This is a genomic window from Streptomyces sp. NPDC037271 (assembly GCF_055603605.1).
This window is the reverse complement of record NZ_JBVJVN010000002.1, coordinates 677406-697270: the sequence shown is the minus strand read 5'-3', so window position 1 is coordinate 697270 and position 19865 is coordinate 677406. Positions and strand designations below refer to the sequence as shown.

The following is a 19865-nucleotide window of genomic DNA, read 5'->3' as shown; positions in this document are numbered from 1 at the left end:
CCAACCCCCGTGTCCGTCCTCTCGAAGATCATGCGTGCAGGCGAAGGCAAGATCCTGCGCAAGCTGCACCGCATCGCGGACCAGGTCAACTCCATCGAAGAGGACTTCGTCGACCTCTCCGACGCCGAGCTGCGGGCCCTCACCGATGAGTACAAGCAGCGCTACGCCGATGGTGAGAGCCTGGACGACCTGCTTCCCGAAGCCTTCGCCACCGTCCGGGAGGCTGCCAAGCGCGTCCTCGGGCAGCGGCACTACGACGTGCAGATGATGGGTGGCGCGGCCCTGCACATGGGCTACGTGGCCGAGATGAAGACCGGTGAGGGCAAGACCCTCGTCGGCACGCTGCCCGCCTACCTCAACGCCCTGTCCGGCGAGGGCGTGCACATCGTCACGGTCAACGACTACCTGGCCGAGCGCGACTCCGAGCTGATGGGCCGCGTCCACAAGTTCCTCGGTCTGACCGTCGGCTGCATCCTCGCCAACCAGACGCCGGCCCAGCGCCGCGAGATGTACGGCTGCGACATCACCTACGGCACGAACAACGAGTTCGGCTTCGACTACCTGCGCGACAACATGGCATGGTCCAAGGACGAACTCGTCCAGCGCGGCCACAACTTCGCCATCGTCGACGAGGTCGACTCCATCCTCGTCGACGAGGCCCGTACGCCGCTGATCATCTCCGGTCCGGCCGACCAGGCCACCAAGTGGTACGGCGACTTCGCCAAGCTGGTCACGCGCCTGAAGAAGGGCGAGGCCGGCAACACCCTCAAGGGCATCGAGGAGACCGGCGACTACGAGGTCGACGAGAAGAAGCGCACCGTCGCCATCCACGAGTCCGGTGTCGCCAAGGTCGAGGACTGGCTGGGCATCGACAACCTCTACGAGTCGGTGAACACCCCCCTGGTCGGCTACCTGAACAACGCCATCAAGGCCAAGGAACTCTTCAAGAAGGACAAGGACTACGTCGTCCTCGACGGCGAAGTCATGATCGTCGACGAGCACACCGGCCGTATCCTCGCCGGCCGCCGCTACAACGAGGGCATGCACCAGGCGATCGAGGCGAAGGAAGGGGTGGACATCAAGGACGAGAACCAGACGCTCGCCACGATCACCCTCCAGAACTTCTTCCGCCTCTACAAGCGCCACGACCACAACGGCAAGGAGCAGCCCGGCCTGTCCGGCATGACGGGTACGGCGATGACCGAGGCCGCCGAGTTCCACCAGATCTACAAGCTCGGTGTGGTGCCCATCCCGACCAACCGGCCGATGGTCCGCAAGGACCAGTCGGACCTGATCTACCGCACCGAGGTCGCGAAGTTCGAGGCGGTCGTCGACGACATCGAGGAGAAGCACCGCAAGGGCCAGCCGATCCTCGTCGGCACCACGTCGGTCGAGAAGTCCGAGTACCTCTCGCAGCAGCTCAGCAAGCGCGGTGTCCAGCACGAGGTGCTGAACGCCAAGCAGCACGACCGTGAGGCGACGATCGTTGCCCAGGCGGGCCGCAAGGGCGCCGTGACGGTGGCCACGAACATGGCCGGCCGTGGTACGGACATCAAGCTCGGCGGCAACCCCGAGGACCTCGCCGAGGCGGAGCTGCGCCAGCGCGGCCTCGACCCCGAGGAGCACATCGAGGAGTGGGCCGCGGCCCTGCCCGCCGCACTGGAGCGGGCCGAGCAGGCGGTCAAGGCGGAGTTCGAGGAGGTCAAGAACCTCGGCGGTCTCTACGTGCTGGGCACCGAGCGGCACGAGTCGCGGCGTATCGACAACCAGCTGCGCGGCCGCAGCGGCCGTCAGGGCGACCCCGGCGAGTCCCGTTTCTACCTCTCCCTGGGCGACGACCTGATGCGGCTGTTCAAGGCCCAGATGGTCGAGCGCGTGATGTCGATGGCGAACGTCCCGGACGACGTGCCGATCGAGAACAAGATGGTCACGCGCGCGATCGCGTCCGCCCAGTCGCAGGTCGAGACGCAGAACTTCGAGACCCGTAAGAACGTCCTGAAGTACGACGAGGTCCTCAACCGGCAGCGCGAGGTCATCTACGGCGAGCGGCGCCGCGTGCTGGAGGGCGAGGACCTGCAGGAGCAGATCCAGCACTTCACGAACGACACGATCGACGCGTACGTGCAGGCCGAGACCGCCGAGGGCTTCCCGGAGGACTGGGACCTCGACCGCCTGTGGGGCGCCTTCAAGCAGCTCTACCCGGTGAAGGTCACCGTCGAGGAGCTGGAGGAGGCGGCCGGCGACCGGGCCGGGCTGACCGCCGACTTCATCGCGGAGTCCATCAAGGACGACGTCCGGGAGCAGTACGAGGCGCGTGAGGCGCAGCTCGGCTCGGAGATCATGCGTGAGCTGGAGCGCCGGGTCGTGCTCTCGGTCCTGGACCGCAAGTGGCGCGAGCACCTCTACGAGATGGACTACCTCCAGGAGGGCATCGGCCTGCGCGCGATGGCGCAGAAGGACCCGCTGGTCGAGTACCAGCGCGAGGGCTTCGACATGTTCCAGGCCATGATGGACGGCATCAAGGAGGAGTCCGTCGGCTACCTGTTCAACCTGGAGGTCCAGGTCGAGCAGCAGGTCGAGGAGGTCCCGGTCGAGGACAAGGCGCCGTCGCTGGAGAAGGGCCCGCAGGACACGGTTCCGGCCCAGGCGGGTACCCGTCCGGAGATCCGCGCCAAGGGGCTCGACGCCCCGCAGCGCAGGGACCTGCACTTCTCCGCGCCGACCGTGGACGGCGAGGGCGGTGTCGTCGAGGGCGAGTTCACCACCGACGGCGAGCCCGCGCAGGTCCAGTCCGACGGGCTCACGCGCGCGGAGCGCCGCAAGCAGGCCAAGGGCGGACGACGCCGCAAGAAGTGACGGCCCTGGAGTGACAGCACAGGAGTGACGGTGCGGTGCCGGTGGGCGCCGTAGCGGTGGGAAGGGCCGGGCACCCGCGGGTGCCCGGCCCTTCGGCCTGCCCGCCGGCCGGCACCGGTCTTCGGCGGTGTCGGCCGGCGCGGGGATCAGTCGTCGTCCGTCTGCGGGCGGCGGGGGCCGCCCAGCTCCACCGCCGTGCAACGCCAGCGCAGGTCCCCGCCCCGCTCCAGCCGGAAGGCCATGGCGCGCAGCTGGTCACCCGCGCCGATGCGGGCGAAGACCTCCAGGGCGCCCGGCCGGGGCTCGAAGTAGCCGATGTCGCGGACGACGGGCAGGGTGCCGCGGGTGCGCAGGGGGCCGCGTTCGGCGAGGTGGGCCAGTTCGTCGTAGGCACGCCCGGCGGTGTGCCGGAGCATCGAGTGGACGGGGCGCCGGCCGCTCAGGACGTTGAGGAGGAGCTCGGCGAAACGGTCGGTGGGGCGGAGCTGCGGGACGGGCAGGCGAGGGGGCCGGGCGGGGACGGGAGGCGTTGTGGGAGCCGGCGCGGTCCTGTGCACGGCGGGTGCGGCGGGTGCGGCGGGTGCGGCGGGTACGGCGGAGCCGGTCAGGGAGGCATCCGTCGCCGTGCGGGAAGCCGTCCTGGCGGGCCTGCCAGGGCCGCTCGTGGGCGGACGGGTGTCCGTCGGCCTCGTACGGGCCCGAGAGGCCCTGCCCGGCGAGCCGGGCGGCCGGCCACCGGGCGCCGCGGCCCGCACGACGCTTCCACCGGGCCTGCGGGGCGGCATGCCGCCGGCTGCGCGGGGCTGGGTGTCGCCGGCTGTGCGGGGTGGGACGCCTGCGGGTGTGCGGGGTGGGGTGCCGGCCGGGGTGGCCGGTGGTGCTGCGGCCGGCGGGCGGGACGTGGGAGCGTCGCCGGGCGTGCGGGCAGGGGTGGGGACGAGCGAGCCGTCCGGGGTGTGCAGGGGTGTGCTGCTCGGGCGGAGCTGGGTCCGGGTCATGACCTTGCGCATGGGGGCTCCCCGTTCGGCGGCCCGGGTGATACCGGGCAGTAACTTCGTGATCGGGGATCTTGTACGGGTTGGTGCGGGAGGACGGCAAGGAGGAGGGCGGCCGGGCCGAGGGGGTCGGGAGGTTCACCTATCAGAGTGACCAGGGCGGTCGGCGAGCCCGGGACGGAGCGGCTGCACCGGGTGAGTTCCGGACCCGGGGTGGACGCGTCGGACGCCCCGGGCGGGGACCCGAAAGGGGACACCCGCACGTATCCTGAAGGCTCGTCCAGGCCGACCCGGCACCCCACATCGCCCCACATCACCCCAGGCCACCCGAGGTCTTCGGTGGAGCTCCCGACACCTCCCGACACGAAAGCGGAAGTCTCATGCGCGTCTACGTCCCCCTGACCCTCGCCGGCCTCGCCGAGGCGCACAGGACGGGAAAGCTGGGGTCCGGTCCGCTCGTCGCCTACGCCGTCACCCCGGCGCTGCGTGAGTGGTACCGCTCGGACGATGTCGAGGAGCTGGAGTACGCCGCCCTGAACCGGGCCGCGCTGGCCTCGCTGCGACGGCTGGCGGCCGACGCGGACGCGGAGCGGCGCCGGGTCGTGGTCGCCGCCGACGTGGCCGACGGCGCGGCCTCGGCCGCCCCGGACCGCGGGCGCGAGGACCCGGCGGCGCTGGGCGAGGTGCTGCTCGCCGAGCCCCTGCGGCTGGCCGAGGTGGCCTCCGTGCACGTCGACTCCGCCGACGCGGAGGCGGACGTGACCGCGGCGGCCGAGGCCCTCGCCGCGGCGGACGGCGGGGACGACGACGCCCGGTTCGTCGTGGACGGGGCGGAGGACCACGAGCTGCTGTGGTACGCGACGCAGGAGATCCCGAGCCTGGTGGGGGCCGGTCACTGACGTACCGCCGTCGCGGTCCCCGTCTTGGCTGTCAGTGGCGGCGGGTACGTTCTTGGGCATGGGGATGCAGACAGGCGCGCACATCGTCTGGGACTGGAACGGGACGCTGTTCCACGACAATGACGCGATCATCGGGGCGACGAACGCCGCCTTCGCCGAGCTGGGGCTGGCGTCGATCACACTGGAGCAGTACCGGGCGCTGTACTGCGTGCCGGTGCCCAAGTTCTACGAGCGGCTGATGGGGCGGCTGCCCACCGACGCCGAGTGGGAGGTCATGGACGCGACCTTCCACCGCCACTACACCGAGCACCGGGTGCGGTGCGGGCTCGCCGAGGGCGTGGCGGAGCTGCTCGCGGGCTGGCGGTCGGCGGGGCGCAGCCAGTCGATCCTCAGCATGTACGGCCATGACGAGCTGGTGCCGCTGGTCAAGGGGTTCGGGATCGAGGCGCACTTCATACGGGTCGACGGGCGGACCGGGCCCTCCGGGGGCAGCAAGGCCGAGCACATGGTCCGGCATCTCGCGGAGCTGGCGCAGGCCGGGGTGGAGCCCGCCCGCACCGTGGTGATCGGGGACGCCGCGGATGACGCGGTGGCCGCGCGGCACGTGGGAGCGGAGGCGGTGCTGTACACCGGGGGGTCGCACAGCCGCGCCAGCCTTGAGGGGGTCGGAGTGCCCGTGGTGGACACCTTGGGGGAGGCGGTGGCGGAGGCCGAGCGGCTGGCGGCGTAAGGCTGCCGCCGGCTGTGCAGGCGCCGTGGGCTCGTGTGGTGGCTGTGCGGCGGAGTGGGCTCACGTGGCGGCTCTGCGGCCGTGTGGGAGTGATGGTGGCCCTGCGCCGGAGTGGGCGCGTGTGGTGCCTCTGCGTCGGAGTGTGAGCGACGGTGCCTCCGCGTCGGAGAGGGCGCGTGTGGTGCCTCTGTGGCGGTGTGGGAGCGATGGTGGTCCTGCGCCGCCCGTTTGGGCGGGCAGTCCGGCGTGGTGGGGTGTCGCCGCCCGCCCCGCCCCGCCCCGCCCCGCCCCGCCCGCCCCGCCCGCCGGACCCCCGTGCCGGCTCCACGCCGGCCCGCGGGTACCCACCAGGCCGTTCAGGCACCGCACCGGGGGAGGAGCGACCGGCCGCTGCCGGGGGAGTGGTTCTGTGCAAAACGTCAAAGTCTCGGCCCTGGTTTTGTACACATGCGGCTCGTGACGGGGGCCCCGCGAGGAGCGATAGCCTTGTGGCGTGATCAGCGCGATAGCTCGCGGGGGCACTGGTGCCCCCGCCCCGCGCCCGGTGCGCACGGACGACATCCGTGTCCGGGCGGCGGTCGCTGGTCTTCGCGGGCGGGACGGGGCATCGAAGGCCCCCGGTACGGCGCCGCGCATCCCCCGGGCGGTGGCGACGAGAGCGACGTCACACCCGGCGGACGCGGCGACATTGGCTGATATGCCCCCGCTCTTCGCGCCTTGCGGCATAGCGTCGGAACAGACCGGACACCCCGCGTCTCGACGTCATGCCGGAAGGCAGGAGACCGTACTTCCTTCTACGTCACGCAACGGCGCGCGACAGGAGTCAGAGGACAATGCAGACCAAGCTGGACGAAGCCAAGGCCGAGCTGCTCGAAAGGGCTGCGCGGGTAGCTGAGAACAGCCCGGTCGGGGGGCACCTACCGACCGGGACGACGGACGGGAGCACCCCGGGCACCCCGGACCACGCATCGGTGTTCGCGTTCCTCCAGCGCTACTACCGGCATACCGCCCCGGAGGACCTGGCCGACCGCGACCCGGTCGACGTCTTCGGAGCCGCCTTCTCGCACTACCGGCTGGCCGAGAACCGCCCGCAGGGCACGGCGAACGTGCGGGTGCACACCCCGACGGTCGAGGAGAACGGCTGGACGTGCAGCCACTCCGTCGTCGAGGTGGTCACCGACGACATGCCCTTCCTCGTCGACTCCGTGACCAACGAACTGACCCGGCAGGGCCGCGGCATCCACGTCGTCGTCCACCCGCAGATCGTGGTGCGGCGCGACGTCACCGGCAAGCTGGTCGAGGTGCTCGCCGGTCCGCCCACCGACGACCTGCCGCACGACGCGCACGTCGAGTCCTGGATCCACGTGGAGTTCGACCGCGAGACCGACCGCGGCGACCTCAAGCAGATCACCGCCGACCTGCTCCGCGTCCTGAACGACGTCCGCGAGACCGTCGAGGACTGGGGCAAGATGCGCGACGCGGCCGTCCGCATCGCGGAGCAGCTGCCGACGGAGCCCGCCCCCGGCGACCTTCCCCCGCGGGAGCTGGAGGAGGCCCGTGAGCTGCTGCGCTGGCTGGCCGACGACCACTTCACGTTCCTCGGCTACCGCGAGTACCAGCTGCGCGGTGACGACTCCCTCGCCGCCGTCGCCGGCACCGGCCTCGGCATCCTGCGCTCCGACCCGCACCACGCGGCCGACGAGAGCCACCCGGTCAGCCCGTCCTTCGAGCGGCTGCCCGCCGACGCCAGGGCCAAGGCCCGCGAGCACCGGCTGCTGGTGCTGACCAAGGCCAACAGCCGGGCCACCGTGCACCGGCCGTCGTACCTGGACTACATCGGCGTCAAGAAGTTCGACGAGCAGGGCAACGTGGTCGGCGAGCGCCGCTTCCTCGGCCTGTTCTCCTCCGCCGCCTACACGGAGTCCGTCCGCCGGGTCCCGGTGATCCGGCGCAAGGTGGAGGAAGTGCTGGAGCGGGCCGGTTTCTCGCCGCACAGCCACGACGGGCGGGACCTGCTGCAGATCCTGGAGACGTACCCGCGCGACGAGCTGTTCCAGACCCCGCCGGACGAGCTGCAGGCCATCGTCACCTCCGTTCTCTATCTCCAGGAGCGGCGCCGCCTGCGCCTCTACCTGCGCCAGGACGAGTACGGGCGCTACTACTCGGCCCTCGTCTACCTTCCCCGCGACCGCTACACCACCGGGGTCCGGCTGCGGATCATCGACATCCTCAAGGAGGAGCTCGGCGGCACCAGCGTCGACTTCACCGCCTGGAACACCGAGTCGATCCTGTCCCGGCTGCACTTCGTGGTCCGCGTCCCGCAGGGCACCGAGCTGCCGCAGCTGTCCGACGCCGACAAGGAGCGCATCGAGGCCCGCCTCGTCGAGGCCGCCCGCTCCTGGGCCGACGGGTTCGCCGAGGCGCTGACCGCCGAGGTCGGCGAGGAGCGGTCCGCCGAGCTGCTGCGCCAGTACGGAAGTGCCTTCCCCGAGGGCTACAAGGCCGACCACGGCCCGCGCTCCGCGGTCGCCGACCTCGGTCACCTGGAGCGGCTCGACGAGGACCGGACGTTCGCGCTGAGCCTGTACGAGCCGGTCGGTGCCGCGCCCGAGGAGCGGCGTTTCAAGATCTACCAGAAGGGCGGCCAGGTCTCCCTGTCGGCCGTCCTCCCGGTGCTCAGCCGGCTCGGCGTCGAGGTCACCGACGAGCGGCCGTACGAGCTGCGCTGCTCGGACCGCACGACCGCCTGGATCTACGACTTCGGGCTGCGCATGCCCAAGTCGGTGGCGGGCGGCGCCGACTACCTCGGCGACGACGCGCGCGAGCGCGTGCAGGACGCCTTCGCCGCCACCTGGACCGGCCAGGCGGAGAACGACGGCTTCAACGCCCTCGTCCTCAGCGCCGGGCTGACCTGGCGGCAGGCGATGGTGCTGCGCGCGTACGCCAAGTACCTGCGGCAGGCCGGCTCGACGTTCAGCCAGGACTACATGGAGGACACCCTCCGCAACAACGTCCACACCACGCGGCTGCTCGTCTCCCTCTTCGAGGCGCGGATGGCGCCGGAGCGGCAGCGCGCCGGGCGCGAGATCGTCGACGCCCTGCTCGAAGAGGTCGACGCGGCCCTCGACCAGGTCGCGAGCCTCGACGAGGACCGGATCCTGCGGTCCTTCCTCACCGTCATCAAGGCGACGCTGCGGACCAACTTCTTCCAGAAGACGAGCGACGGCGAGCCGCACGACTACGTCTCCATGAAGTTCGACCCGCAGGCCATCCCCGACCTGCCCGCGCCGCGCCCGGCGTTCGAGATCTGGGTGTACTCGCCGCGCGTCGAGGGCGTGCACCTGCGCTTCGGCAAGGTCGCCCGCGGCGGTCTGCGCTGGTCGGACCGGCGGGAGGACTTCCGTACCGAGATCCTCGGCCTGGTCAAGGCGCAGATGGTGAAGAACACCGTCATCGTGCCGGTCGGCGCCAAGGGCGGCTTCGTCGCCAAGCAGCTGCCCGACCCGAACACCGACCGCGACGCCTGGATGGCCGAGGGCATCGCCAGCTACCGCACCTTCATCTCGGCGCTGCTCGACATCACCGACAACATGGTGGCCGGCGAGGTCGTGCACCCCGCGGACGTCGTCCGCCACGACGAGGACGACACCTACCTCGTCGTCGCCGCCGACAAGGGCACCGCGAAGTTCTCGGACATCGCCAACGAGGTCGCCGAGTCCTACAACTTCTGGCTCGGCGACGCCTTCGCCTCCGGCGGCTCGGCGGGCTACGACCACAAGGGCATGGGCATCACCGCCCGCGGCGCCTGGGAGTCCGTCAAACGGCACTTCCGGGAGCTGGGCGTGGACACCCAGACCCAGGACTTCACCGTCGTCGGCATCGGCGACATGTCCGGTGACGTGTTCGGCAACGGCATGCTGCTCAGCGAGCACATCCGCCTGGTCGCCGCCTTCGACCACCGGCACATCGTCGTCGACCCCAACCCGGACGCGGCCACCTCGTACGCCGAGCGCCGCCGCCTGTTCGAGCTGCCGCGCTCGTCCTGGGCGGACTACGACACCGCGCTGCTCTCGGCCGGCGGCGGCGTCTTCCCGCGCTCGGCCAAGTCGATCCCCGTCAACGCCCACATGCGCGAGGCCCTCGGCATCGAGCCCGGCGTCACCAAGATGACCCCGGCCGAGCTGATGAAGGCCATCCTCACCTCCCCGGTGGACCTGCTGTGGAACGGCGGCATCGGTACGTACGTCAAGGCGTCCACCGAGTCCAACGGCGACGTCGGCGACAAGGCCAACGACGCCATCCGCGTCGACGGCAAGGACCTGCGGGCCCGGGTCGTCGGCGAGGGCGGCAACCTGGGCCTGACCCAGCTCGGCCGGATCGAGATCGCCACGCACGGCGGCCGGGTCAACACCGACGCCATCGACAACAGCGCGGGCGTGGACACCTCCGACCACGAGGTGAACATCAAGATCCTGCTCAACGGTCTCGTCAAGGACGGCGACATGACCGTCAAGCAGCGCAACAAGCTGCTCGCCGAGATGACCGACGAGGTCGGCGCGCTCGTCCTGCGCAACAACTACGCGCAGAACACCGCGATCGCCAACGCGCTGGCCCAGTCCAAGGACATGCTCCACGCCCAGCAGCGCTTCATGCGCCACCTGGTCCGGGAGGGGCACCTCAACCGGGCCCTGGAGTTCCTGCCCACCGACCGCCAGATCCGCGAGCGCCTCGGCACCGGGCAGGGCCTGACCGGCCCGGAGACCGCCGTGCTGCTGGCGTACACGAAGATCACGGTCGCCGAGGAGCTGCTGCACACCTCGCTGCCCGACGACCCGTACCTCAAGGGCCTGCTGCACGCCTACTTCCCGACGGCGCTGCGCGAGCAGTTCCTGGACCGGATCGACGGCCACCCGCTGCGCCGCGAGATCACGACGACCGTCCTGGTCAACGACACGGTCAACACGGGCGGTACGACGTATCTGCACCGGATGCGCGAGGAGACCGGCGCGTCGCTGGAGGAGATCGTGCGGGCGCAGACCGCGGCCCGGGCGATCTTCCGTGCCGCACCGGTGTGGGACGCGGTGGAGGCCCTGGACACCAAGGTCGAGGCCGCCGTGCAGACCCGCATCCGGCTGCACTCGCGGCGCCTGGTCGAGCGCGGTACGCGCTGGCTGCTCAACAACCGGCCGCAGCCGCTGGAGCTCGCCGAGACCGTCGACTTCTTCGCCGAGCGCGTCGAGCAGGTCTGGTCGCAGCTGCCCAAGCTGCTGCGCGGCGCGGACGCGGAGTGGTACCAGCACATCTACGACGAGCTGACCGCCGCCGGTGTCCCGGACGAGCCGGCCACGCGGGTGGCCGGGTTCTCGTCGGCCTTCCCGACGCTGGACATCGTGTCGGTGGCCGACCGCATGGGCAAGGAGCCGCTGGACGTCGCCGAGGTGTACTACGACCTCGCCGACCGGCTCAGCGTCACCCAGCTGATGGACCGGATCAGCGACCTGCCCCGCACCGACCGCTGGCAGTCCATGGCCCGTGCGGCGATCCGCGAGGACCTGTACGCGGCGCACGCGTCGCTCACCGCCGACGTCCTGGCGGCGGGCAACGGCACGTCGACGCCCGAGCAGCGGTTCAAGGCGTGGGAGCAGAAGAACGCGGCGATCCTCGGCCGGGCCCGCACCACGCTGGAGGAGATCCGCGGTTCGGACGCCTTCGACCTGGCCAACCTGTCGGTGGCGATGCGGACTATGCGGACGCTGCTGCGCACGCATGCGTGACGGCTGACGGCGTGACGCCGTAGCGGCGTAGCCGGATGAGGCGCCCCGGGCCTGTGCGGGCCCGGGGCGCCTTCATGTCCGAGTTGCCCGAATGTGCCGTATAAGGTGGCCGCGTGACCGGGCGCCTCCGGACGGCACGCGTCGCCGCGCTCGTCCCCCTCCTGCTCCTCCCTCTCCTCTTCCTGCTGCTGTTCCTGGTGGTCGTCCGGCTGCCCTGGGCCGGTGACCTGGGCATCCACGCGGCCACCGTCGAACGTCTGCGGCACAGCCTGCTCGACCCCGGCAATCCGCTGGTCGACGCGGACACGCCCAGCCCCTACTACTCGCCGTGGACGGTGCTGCTCGGCTGCGTGGCCAGGGTGACCGGGCTCTCCGTCTTCGTCGTGCTGCGGATCGGGGCACTGGTGGCGCTCGGGCTGCTGGTGACGGGCGTGTGGCGGTACGTACGGGTGCTGAGTGCGCGTCCGGCGGCGCCCCCGCTCGCGTTGCTGTGCCTGGTGCTGCTGTGGGGCACGGCGGAGTTCGGCTGGAGCGGCTTCCTCGGGCTCCACTCGCTGGCGCTGACGGTGGCCTATCCCAGCGTGCTCGCGCTCGGTCTCGCGTTTCACCTGTGGGCGTGGCTGGCGCGGCCGACCGGATGGGCGACCTGGCTCGGGTGCGGAGTGCTGTGGGCGGTGATCCTGCTCGTCCACCAGTTCTCCGGGGTCGTCGCCTCGCTGGGCGTGCTCGCCGTCGTGATCGCGGCGCGGCCCGGGCGGCGCGGGTGGGGGCGGTTCGGGGCGGGGCTGGTGCTGGGGACGGTGGTGCTGTGGGCCTGGCCGTACTACGACTTCTTCGCGCTGCTCGGTGCCGGGGACGGGATGGACGCGGTGCACCGCTCGCTCTACCGGGACCTGCTCGGACGGTACTGGCTGGTGCTGGTGGGGGTGGTGGCACTGGGGGTGCGCTGGCGGCGGGAGGGGCGGGACGCGCTGGTGCTGTTCTTCGTGCTGGGGGCGGTGGTGTTCGTGGCGGGTGGGCTGAGCGGGCACTGGTCGTGGGGGCGGGTGCTGCCGGCCGCGCTGATTCCGGCCCAGCTCGCGGTGGCGCTGGAGGCGGCGGAGTCCGGGCGCCGGGTGGTGCGGGCCGGGTGGGCGTGCGTGCTGGGCGCGGCGCTGGTGGCGGGGGCGTGGGGGCAGGCGGGGGTGCTCGGGTACGTGGTCGGGCGGGGGGTGCTGCCGGGGGCGGTCGAGGCGAAGTACCGGGAGCCGTGGGCGGGGTACCACTGGATCACGCCGTGGGTGGGGTACGGGGACGTGGTCATGGCGCGGGAGTTCCCCTCGCGGCAGATCCCGGCGTACGGGGCGTACACCGTGGCTCCCGGATACCCCGACTTCTTCCTGCCCGACGAGGGGGCGCGGGTCGCGGCGTCGCGGACGTACTTCGCGCAGGGAGCGGCGGGGAGTGTGCGGCGGGGGATCGTGCGGGAGTACGGGGTGCGGTGGGTGGTGGACCGGGGTGCGGCGCTCCGGGGGGCCGAGGGCTTGCGGGAGGTGGCTCGGGGACCGGGCGGGGAGGTGCTGTACGCGGTGGTGGGGTGAACGGGGGTGGCGGGGGGAACGGGTACCGGCGCCACCGCCACCGCCACCGCTGCCCGCGGGACGCGCCGGCGGCGTCAGTGGAGGAGGCCGGCCGCCAGGCGGGCCGCTCGCTTCACCCGGGGCGTGGCCAGGCGGTGCACGGCGGGGCGGATCAGCGTCGCCGTGGCGCCCACCGGCTGCCAGCGGAGCTGGAGGCGCCCCGGGTTGTGGCCCTCCGGTTCCACGGTGACCCGGTGCGGGGTCGCGCCGGCGCGGTAGGGGACGCGGGCGGTCAGCGCCGGGAAGGACAGCGGGGCCAGGACGATGCCCGTGTGGGTCTGGCCCTGGTGGTGGAGGCGGAGCACGGGGTGGCGGACGCCCTCGAAGCCGTGGAAGGGCAGGGGGGCCGAGGCCAGGTCCAGGCGCACGTGGCCCTCGAAGGTGCCGGGGCGGACGGGGGAGAGGCGGAAGGGGACGGTCAGGCGACGACGGCCGGGGGAGAGGTGGAGGGTGGCGCGCCGGGGGCCGACCGGGAGGCGCAGGGCCGGGTCGTAGGTGCGGACGGTCAGGTCGACACAGGCGCCGGGACCCCGCGCGATCCCCGTGATCTCGTGGCGGAGCCCGGCGCTGGAGAACGGGCGGATGTCCAGGTCCAGGTCCGTCAGGTCCAGTTCGCGGCGGGCCTGTGCGGAGTGCGGGAGCTCCTCGCCCCAGTACGTGCGGCCGTCCGCGGGGTCCGTCGTGGTCCGGCGGGGCGCCACGTCGTGCCCGAGGCCGCGGGCCGCCTCCCGTACGTCGGGCAGCCGGCGGTCGCGGACCAGCTGGAGCACGACCCGTTCGGGGCGGGGGAGGCGGGCGAAGGCGCCCGGGGCCAGCGTGTCGAGGTACGGGTTCACGAGGTCCGCGAAGGACGCGAGCCACGTGTCGTCCCGGTACGGCAGGTCGCCCGCGTACATCCGGAAGTCGTGCTTGAGGAACTTGAAGTCCTTGTCCTCGCGCAGCGACTCGTGCCCGCTCTCGGCCAGGAACGCGTCGATGAGGCGCTGGACGTGGACGCGGTCGCGGACGTTGGTCAGCTTGTACCGCTGGTTGGAGATGGAGGCCGCGTCGGAGGCGGCGTACGGGGCGACGTACCAGCGGTAGACGGGCTCCGGGACGACGGTGAACGTCTTGGCCAGGCAGTACGCCTGCGCCGAGAAGAGCTGGTCCTCGTAGTGGATGCCCTCGGGGAAGCGCAGGCCGTGCCGGTCGAGGAAGGCGCGGGCGTACATCTTGCTGGTCGCCAGGTGCTCGAAGAACAGCCGCGGGTCGGCCTCGATGCCGTCGAGCGTGCGGTGTTCGGCGACCAGGTGCGGCATCCAGGTGGTGCGGCGTCCGCCGTCCACGCGTATCCGGTGCACCGCGCCCATCGCGAAGTCGAGGTCGCGTGCGCGGTGGGCGGCGAGCAGGACCTCCACGGCGCGCTCGGGCAGTTCGTCGTCGCTGTCCAGGAACATCAGGTACGGCGCCCGCGCGATCTCCAGGGCGCGGTTGCGCGGGGCGCTGCAGCCGCCGCTGTTCTCGGGCAGGCGGAGGTACACGACGCGGGGGTCGCGGGCCGCGAGCCGGCGGGCCACGTCCTCGGTCGCGTCCGTCGAGTGGTCGTCGCTGATGACGATCTCGAGGTTCGCGTGGGTCTGGCGCAGGACGGAGGCGACCGCACGGGGGAGGCGTCCGGCGTCGTTGTGGACGATGACCGTGACGGTGACGTCGGGGGCGTCCGCCGGGGAGTCCGTGGACGTGCTCATGACGCGGTCGCCTCCTGGGGGCTCGGCGCGGGAGTGCGCTCCTCGACCGGCAGTACGGGGGGCAGCGTCCGTTCGTCCTCGCCGAGGAAGACCCGGCGTACGACGCGTTCGGCGGCGCGGCCGTCGTCGTACTCGCAGAACCGGCGCCGGAAGGCGGCCCGCGCCTTCGCCGCGCGTTCGTCGCGCCAGGCGTCCGTGGTGAGGATCTCCGTCAGCTCCGCCTGGTCGCGGGCGACCGGGCCCGGCGCCTCGGCCATCAGGTCGAAGTAGACGCCGCGGGTGGTGCGGTACGTCTCCCAGTCGTCGGCGTGGATCACGATCGGGCGGTCGAGGTTGGCATAGTCGAACATGATCGACGAGTAGTCGGTGACCAGCGCGTCGGCGGCCAGGCACAGCTCCTCGACCGGATCGTAGGAGGAGACGTCGATGATCCGGCCGGTGCGGCGCAGCCCGGCCGGCGGGGAGGCGTGCGGGGCGGCCGTGCCCTCGTAGAAGTAGTGGGCGCGCACCAGGAGAATCGTTTCCTCGCCGAGGGCGTCGGCGAGGGCGGCGAGGTCCAGGCGCGGGGTCCAGCCGGCCTCGTAGTCGCGGTGGGTCGGCGCGTACAGGACCGCGCGGTGGCCGGGCGCGATGCCGAGGCGCTCGCGGACCGCGCGGACGTCGGCGGCGCCGGCCGTGTAGAAGACGTCGTTGCGCGGATAGCCGTGGTCGAGGGAGACGTGGCGGGACGGGTACGCCCGCTGCCACATGTGCGTGGAGTGGCTGTTGGCGCTGACGCTGAAGTCCCACCGGTCCACCCGCTCCAGCAACGCCTGGAAGTCGAGGCCCCGGGCTGCCGCGGGGTACGGCATCTGGTCCAGCCCCATGCGCTTGAGCGGGGTGCCGTGGTGGGTCTGGAGGTGGACGGTGCCGGGGCGTTTGACGACCGAGTCCGGGAAGTTGACGTTGTTGACGAGGTACTTGGCGCGGGCCAGCACCTCCCAGTAGCGGCGGGTGCCGGGGACGACGTGGTCGGTGCCGGGCGGCAGCAGGGCCGCGCCCGCCGCGGTGACCACCCACACCGGGTGGACGCTCGGCGCGAGTTCGGCGAGCCTGGCGGCGATCGCGGCGGGGTTGCAGGCCACGCCGCGGGCCCAGTACGCCGAGAAGACGGCGAGGTGGGGATCGACCGGCCCGGCAAGGGCCCGGCGGTACTGGAGGGTGCGCAGCAGCGTCCCGGCCCGGTGCCTGCCGGCGCGCACCGCCGACCGCGCCCTGCGGCGCGTCCGGTTGGCGGTCCGCAGGGCGCGGTACTCGGTGCAGGCGTTCCGCTCCAGCAGCGACCGGCGTACGCCCTCGAGGCCGGCCGGGTGCCGGTGGCCGTCGGGGCGGTGGCGCCGGGCGGCCAGGGAGGCGCGGCGGAAGAACTCCCGCGCGACGTCGTCCGGCATCCCGGAGCGGGCGAAGGCGCGGAGGCAGTCGCCGACCATCAGCTCGTACAGGACGGCGTGGGCGGCCGGGCGGCCGGCGGCCAGGCCGAGGAGCGCCTCGTAGCGCTCGACCAGGGCGTACCGCCGCTCCGGGGTGAGCGGCGGGAGGCTTTCGGGGCGCAGCCGGCGGTCCTCGTACGCCGGGTGGGGCAGGCAGGCGACGCGGTCGGCGAGCAGCAGGGCGGCGTACGCGGCGAACGGCTCGTCGTCAGTGGTGAGGAGGCGTTCGTGGGCCCGCCAGAAGCCGGCGCGCACGGCCCGGTTGCCGAGCAGCGGGGTCAGTCCGAGCAGCGCCGCGTGGTCGTCGGGGGCGAGGACGGCACGGCCCGCGCGGGCGAGGCGGGGGCCGTCGGGGGAGGGCAGGCCGCAGGCGCGCCAGGTGCTGCGGACGTGGTCGAAGAGCAGGACGTCCACGGTGTCGGCCAGGCCCGCGGCGTGCTCGGCGACCGTGCGCGGAGCGCCGGCGGGCAGCCCGTCCTTGGCGTGGACGAAGTGCAGCCACCGGCCCGACGCCCGCGCCGCCCCGGCCGAGCGGGCCGCCGAGTCGCGGGCCCCGTCCGGCAGGGGCAGCACGGTGAACGCGGGGGTGTGCCGCTCGGCGGTCTCCCGGGCCCAGTCCCCGACGGCGGCGACGATCACCTCCACGCCGGGGAGGGGGCGGGCGGCCAGGGAGTCGAGGAGCGCGGGCAGGTGGTCCTGGACGTTGGGGCCGTGGACGATGACGCTGAGCTCGGGGGGCTCGGGCAAGGTCTCGGACAGGGTCTCGGACATCGCGGGGACTCCTTCGCCGTCGTCGCTCCCGGTGCTCCTGTTCGGTCCGTCCGGCCATAATGGCATCAAACGGGCAAAAGGGTTAACCGTGAGTACGTCGTCCGGGCGAAGGAGTCCGGCGCGGGGTGTCCGGACGGGGGCGGCGGCCGACGGAGGGGTGTCCGGACGGGGGACGGCGGCCGACGGAGGGGTGTCCGGACGGGGGCGGCGGCCGACGGAGGGGTGTCCCCGGACGGGGGACGGCGGCCGGGGCCGCCGTGTTCAAGCGGCCGTCTTCGCCCCGGGTGAGGGGGCGGGCCTGGGCTTCGCCCCCTTGTCCGGGGTGTTGGTGAACTTCTCGTACTCCCTCAGGACCTCCTCCGTGGGTCCGTCCATGCGCAGCTCGCCGCGCTCCAGCCACAGCACCCGGTCGCAGGTGTCGCGGATGGACTTGTTGCTGTGGCTGACCAGGAACACCGTGCCGGCGTGCTTGCGCAGCTCCCGGATGCGTTCCTCGGAGCGCTTCTGGAAGGAGCGGTCGCCGGTGGCCAGCGCCTCGTCGACGAGGAGGACGTCGTGGTCCTTGGCGGCGGCGATGGAGAAGCGCAGCCGGGCCGCCATGCCGGAGGAGTACGTGCGCATCGGCAGGGTGATGAAGTCGCCCTTGTCGTTGATCCCGGAGAAGTCGACGATCTCCTGGTAGCGCTCCTTGATCTGCGACCGGGACATGCCCATCGCCAGGCCGCCGAGGTGCACGTTGCGCTCGCCGGTGAGGTCGTTCATCAGGGCCGCGTTGACGCCGAGGAGGGAGGGCTGGCCGTCGGTGTAGATGCGGCCGTTCTCCACCGGGAGGAGGCCGGCGACCGCCTTGAGGAGGGTCGACTTGCCGGAGCCGTTGGTGCCGATCAGGCCGATGGCCTCGCCCCGGTACGCCACGAAGGACACGTTCTTCACGGCGTGCACCCGGCGTACGCCCGCCGCCTTCTCGGCCTTCCCGCGGCGCAGGATGCGGTGGAGGGCGGCGGTCGCGGAGCCGCGGCCGGCGCCGGTGCCGTTGACCCGGTAGACGATGTCGACGCCGTCGGCGACGACGGTGGGGACGCGTTCGTCCGCCTGGTTGCTGTGGGTGTTGTCAGCCACGACCGTACGTCTCCTCGGCCTTCCAGAAGTAGATGAAGCCGCCGATCCCGGCGGCCAGCGCCCAGCCCACCGCGAGCGCCCACACGTGGGGCGGCAGGTGGCTCCCGTCGAAGGTGTCGATCAGGGCGAAGCGCATCAGGTCGATGTAGACGACGGCGGGGTTGAGCTGGAGCGCGGTGCCGACCCAGGACGGCAGGCCGCTGTCGGGGCCGGTCATGTGGTCGATGCTGAACATGACGCCGGAGGCGTACATCCAGGTGCGCAGCAGGAACGGCATCAGCTGGGCGGCGTCGGGGATCTTGGAGCCGACCCGGGCCATGAGCAGCGACACGCCGGTGTTGAACGTGAACTGCAGGACCAGGGCCGGGACCGCCAGCACCCAGGAGGCGGCGGGTGGCACGCCGAAGGCGAGCAGGATCACGAGCAGCGCGGCCATCGAGAACAGCAGCTGCTGGAGCTGCTGGAGGCAGAAGGAGACCGGCAGCGCGGCGCGCGGGAAGTGCAGGGCGCGCACGAGGCCGAGGTTGCCGGAGATGGCCTTGGTGCCCGCCATGATCGAGCTCTGCGTGAACGTCCACACGAACACGCCGGTGACCAGGAACGGGACGAAGTCCTCCACGCCCCGGCTGGTGTTCATCAGCATGCCGAAGATGAAGTAGTACACCGCCGCGTTGAGCAGGGGCGTCATCACCTGCCAGACCTGGCCCAGTTTGGCCTGGCTGTACTGGGCGGTGAGCTTGGCGGTGGCGAAGGCGGTGATGAAGTGCCGGCGCGCCCACAGCTGGCGGACGTACGCGGGCAGGGAGGGGCGGGCGCCGCTGACCGAGAGGCCGTGGCGGGCGGCGAGGGCCGCGAGGTCGTGGTCGGCGGCGGGGGCGGCCGGGGCCGCTGTCGGGGGCGGTGTGTGGAGGGCCTGACTCACATCCGCTGCTTTCAGCTCGGGGGGAGGGGGGAGGGGTAAGCGCCCGTCGTTCACCCGGGTGACTCGTGTGCTGTTCACCTGGGTGACCTCGCGTGTTCACTTACGTCGGGACGGGACCGTATCGTCGTCACGTGAGCGTAGGGCGTGACGACGTCGGAACGCAACCGTTCCGTCGTCACGCCCCTATGCTTGGCTCGCATGACGACCAACGCCGACGAGCCGCAGCCGCGCCCGCGCCGCCGGGCCCCCGCCGGGGCGGCCGTGCTCCGCGAGGACGTGACGGAGGCCATCCGGGCGGCGGTCTTCGAGGAACTCGTGGCGGTCGGCTACGCGCGGATGTCCATCGAGGGGATCGCGCGCCGTGCGGGCGTCGGCAAGACGGCCGTCTACCGGCGCTGGCGCTCTAAGCTGCACCTGGTGCTCGACATCGTCTCCGCACTCGCCGTGCAGGGCCTGCCCGCGCCCGACACCGGGTCCCTGGAGGGCGACCTGAGGCTGCTGTACGAGGTGACGTCCCGCGCCCTGCGCCACCCGGTGGCCTCGCAGGTCATCCCCGACCTCCAGGCGGAGGCGGCCCGCAATCCCGACATCGCGGAAGCCCTGCGGAAGACGTTGCGGGAGGGGCAGGACGGCGTCGCCAGCAGGATCCTGGCGGCGGCCGAACAGCGCGGGGAGATCGCCGCCGGCCTCGACACCGACCTGGCCCTGGACCTGATCTCGGGCCCGCTGTACTGGCGCTCGGTGGTCGTCCGCGGCCCGAAGCCGCCGAAGGGCTACCTGGGGGCGCTGGCGCGGGCCACGGCGGAGGGGCTCAAGGCGTTGTGAGCGCGCGCCGCCGGTGGTACGGCTCCCCGACGAGGACCCGTACTGGCGGCGCACGCCCGGCGTGGAGGTACGCGTACGCGCCCTCCGCGAGTGGCACCCGGTCGTGGGCCCGAGCGCCGAGGCCGACGTACGGCACCCGGCCTCGGTCGTGGGCCCGAG

11 protein-coding genes are annotated in these 19865 nt (G+C 72.4%); 6 read left to right on the top strand and 5 right to left on the bottom strand.

Annotation, left to right across the window (positions count from 1 at the left end; all coding sequences use genetic code 11):
* Positions 1 to 9: 9 nt before the first annotated feature.
* The gene (gene secA, locus ACZ7G3_RS07740; RefSeq protein ID WP_470923944.1) at positions 10 to 2856 is read left to right on the top strand and encodes a preprotein translocase subunit SecA; all 2847 of its coding nucleotides are present in this window, start codon (positions 10 to 12) and stop codon (positions 2854 to 2856) included.
* Positions 2857 to 3002: 146 nt separating this feature from the next.
* Here secA and ACZ7G3_RS07735 read toward each other — a convergent pair whose 3' ends face one another.
* On the bottom strand, positions 3003 to 3641 hold the full coding sequence (locus ACZ7G3_RS07735) for an Rv3235 family protein (RefSeq protein WP_470924002.1): 639 nt from the start codon (positions 3639 to 3641) through the stop codon (positions 3003 to 3005).
* A 590-nt stretch (positions 3642 to 4231) separates the two neighbouring features.
* Between ACZ7G3_RS07735 and ACZ7G3_RS07730 the strand changes: the two genes are divergently transcribed.
* From ACZ7G3_RS07730 to ACZ7G3_RS07715, 4 genes are all read left to right on the top strand, one after another.
* Positions 4232 to 4750 carry a DUF6912 family protein gene (locus tag ACZ7G3_RS07730; RefSeq protein ID WP_426601941.1) on the top strand — a complete coding sequence of 173 codons (519 nt, stop codon included), beginning with the start codon at positions 4232 to 4234 and terminating at the stop codon, positions 4748 to 4750.
* Positions 4751 to 4808: 58 nt separating this feature from the next.
* Positions 4809 to 5480 carry an HAD family hydrolase gene (locus tag ACZ7G3_RS07725; RefSeq protein ID WP_426601942.1) on the top strand — a complete coding sequence of 224 codons (672 nt, stop codon included), beginning with the start codon at positions 4809 to 4811 and terminating at the stop codon, positions 5478 to 5480.
* 833 nt (positions 5481 to 6313) lie between these two features.
* Entirely contained in the window at positions 6314 to 11254 is a 4941-nt protein-coding gene (locus tag ACZ7G3_RS07720) for an NAD-glutamate dehydrogenase (RefSeq protein WP_470923942.1), read from the top strand.
* A 113-nt stretch (positions 11255 to 11367) separates the two neighbouring features.
* Positions 11368 to 12834 (top strand): hypothetical protein, encoded by a 1467-nt coding sequence (locus tag ACZ7G3_RS07715; RefSeq protein ID WP_470923941.1) that lies wholly within the window; start codon positions 11368 to 11370, stop codon positions 12832 to 12834.
* A 74-nt stretch (positions 12835 to 12908) separates the two neighbouring features.
* Here ACZ7G3_RS07715 and ACZ7G3_RS07710 read toward each other — a convergent pair whose 3' ends face one another.
* The 4 genes from ACZ7G3_RS07710 to ACZ7G3_RS07695 form a co-directional block, all read right to left on the bottom strand.
* Positions 12909 to 14600, bottom strand: coding sequence for a glycosyltransferase family 2 protein (locus tag ACZ7G3_RS07710; RefSeq protein ID WP_470923939.1), 1692 nt, complete (start codon positions 14598 to 14600; stop codon positions 12909 to 12911).
* Positions 14597 to 16840 carry a CDP-glycerol glycerophosphotransferase family protein gene (locus ACZ7G3_RS07705; protein ID WP_470923938.1) on the bottom strand — a complete coding sequence of 748 codons (2244 nt, stop codon included), beginning with the start codon at positions 16838 to 16840 and terminating at the stop codon, positions 14597 to 14599. Before ACZ7G3_RS07705 ends, ACZ7G3_RS07710 begins: the two co-directional genes overlap by 4 nt.
* A gap of 261 nt (positions 16841 to 17101) precedes the next feature.
* Positions 17102 to 17959, bottom strand: a complete 858-nt coding sequence (locus ACZ7G3_RS07700; RefSeq protein ID WP_470923936.1) for an ABC transporter ATP-binding protein — start codon at positions 17957 to 17959, stop codon at positions 17102 to 17104.
* Entirely contained in the window at positions 17952 to 18881 is a 930-nt protein-coding gene (locus ACZ7G3_RS07695; protein WP_426601948.1) for an ABC transporter permease, read from the bottom strand. The genes ACZ7G3_RS07700 and ACZ7G3_RS07695 overlap by 8 nt, the downstream gene beginning before the upstream one ends.
* Positions 18882 to 19079: 198 nt before the next feature.
* Between ACZ7G3_RS07695 and ACZ7G3_RS07690 the strand changes: the two genes are divergently transcribed.
* Positions 19080 to 19706 carry a TetR/AcrR family transcriptional regulator gene (locus tag ACZ7G3_RS07690; protein ID WP_426601949.1) on the top strand — a complete coding sequence of 209 codons (627 nt, stop codon included), beginning with the start codon at positions 19080 to 19082 and terminating at the stop codon, positions 19704 to 19706.
* Positions 19707 to 19865: the final 159 nt, after the last annotated feature.

Coding starts and splice junctions, on each gene's coding strand:
- ACZ7G3_RS07735 (WP_470924002.1), bottom strand. CDS start 3,641: ATGCCGCCCCGCAGGCCCGGTGGAAGCGTCGTGCGGGCCGCGGCGCCC.
- ACZ7G3_RS07730 (WP_426601941.1), top strand. CDS start 4,232: ATGCGCGTCTACGTCCCCCTGACCCTCGCCGGCCTCGCCGAGGCGCAC.
- ACZ7G3_RS07725 (WP_426601942.1), top strand. CDS start 4,809: ATGGGGATGCAGACAGGCGCGCACATCGTCTGGGACTGGAACGGGACG.
- ACZ7G3_RS07720 (WP_470923942.1), top strand. CDS start 6,314: ATGCAGACCAAGCTGGACGAAGCCAAGGCCGAGCTGCTCGAAAGGGCT.
- ACZ7G3_RS07710 (WP_470923939.1), bottom strand. CDS start 14,600: ATGAGCACGTCCACGGACTCCCCGGCGGACGCCCCCGACGTCACCGTC.
- ACZ7G3_RS07705 (WP_470923938.1), bottom strand. CDS start 16,840: ATGTCCGAGACCCTGTCCGAGACCTTGCCCGAGCCCCCCGAGCTCAGC.
- ACZ7G3_RS07690 (WP_426601949.1), top strand. CDS start 19,080: ATGACGACCAACGCCGACGAGCCGCAGCCGCGCCCGCGCCGCCGGGCC.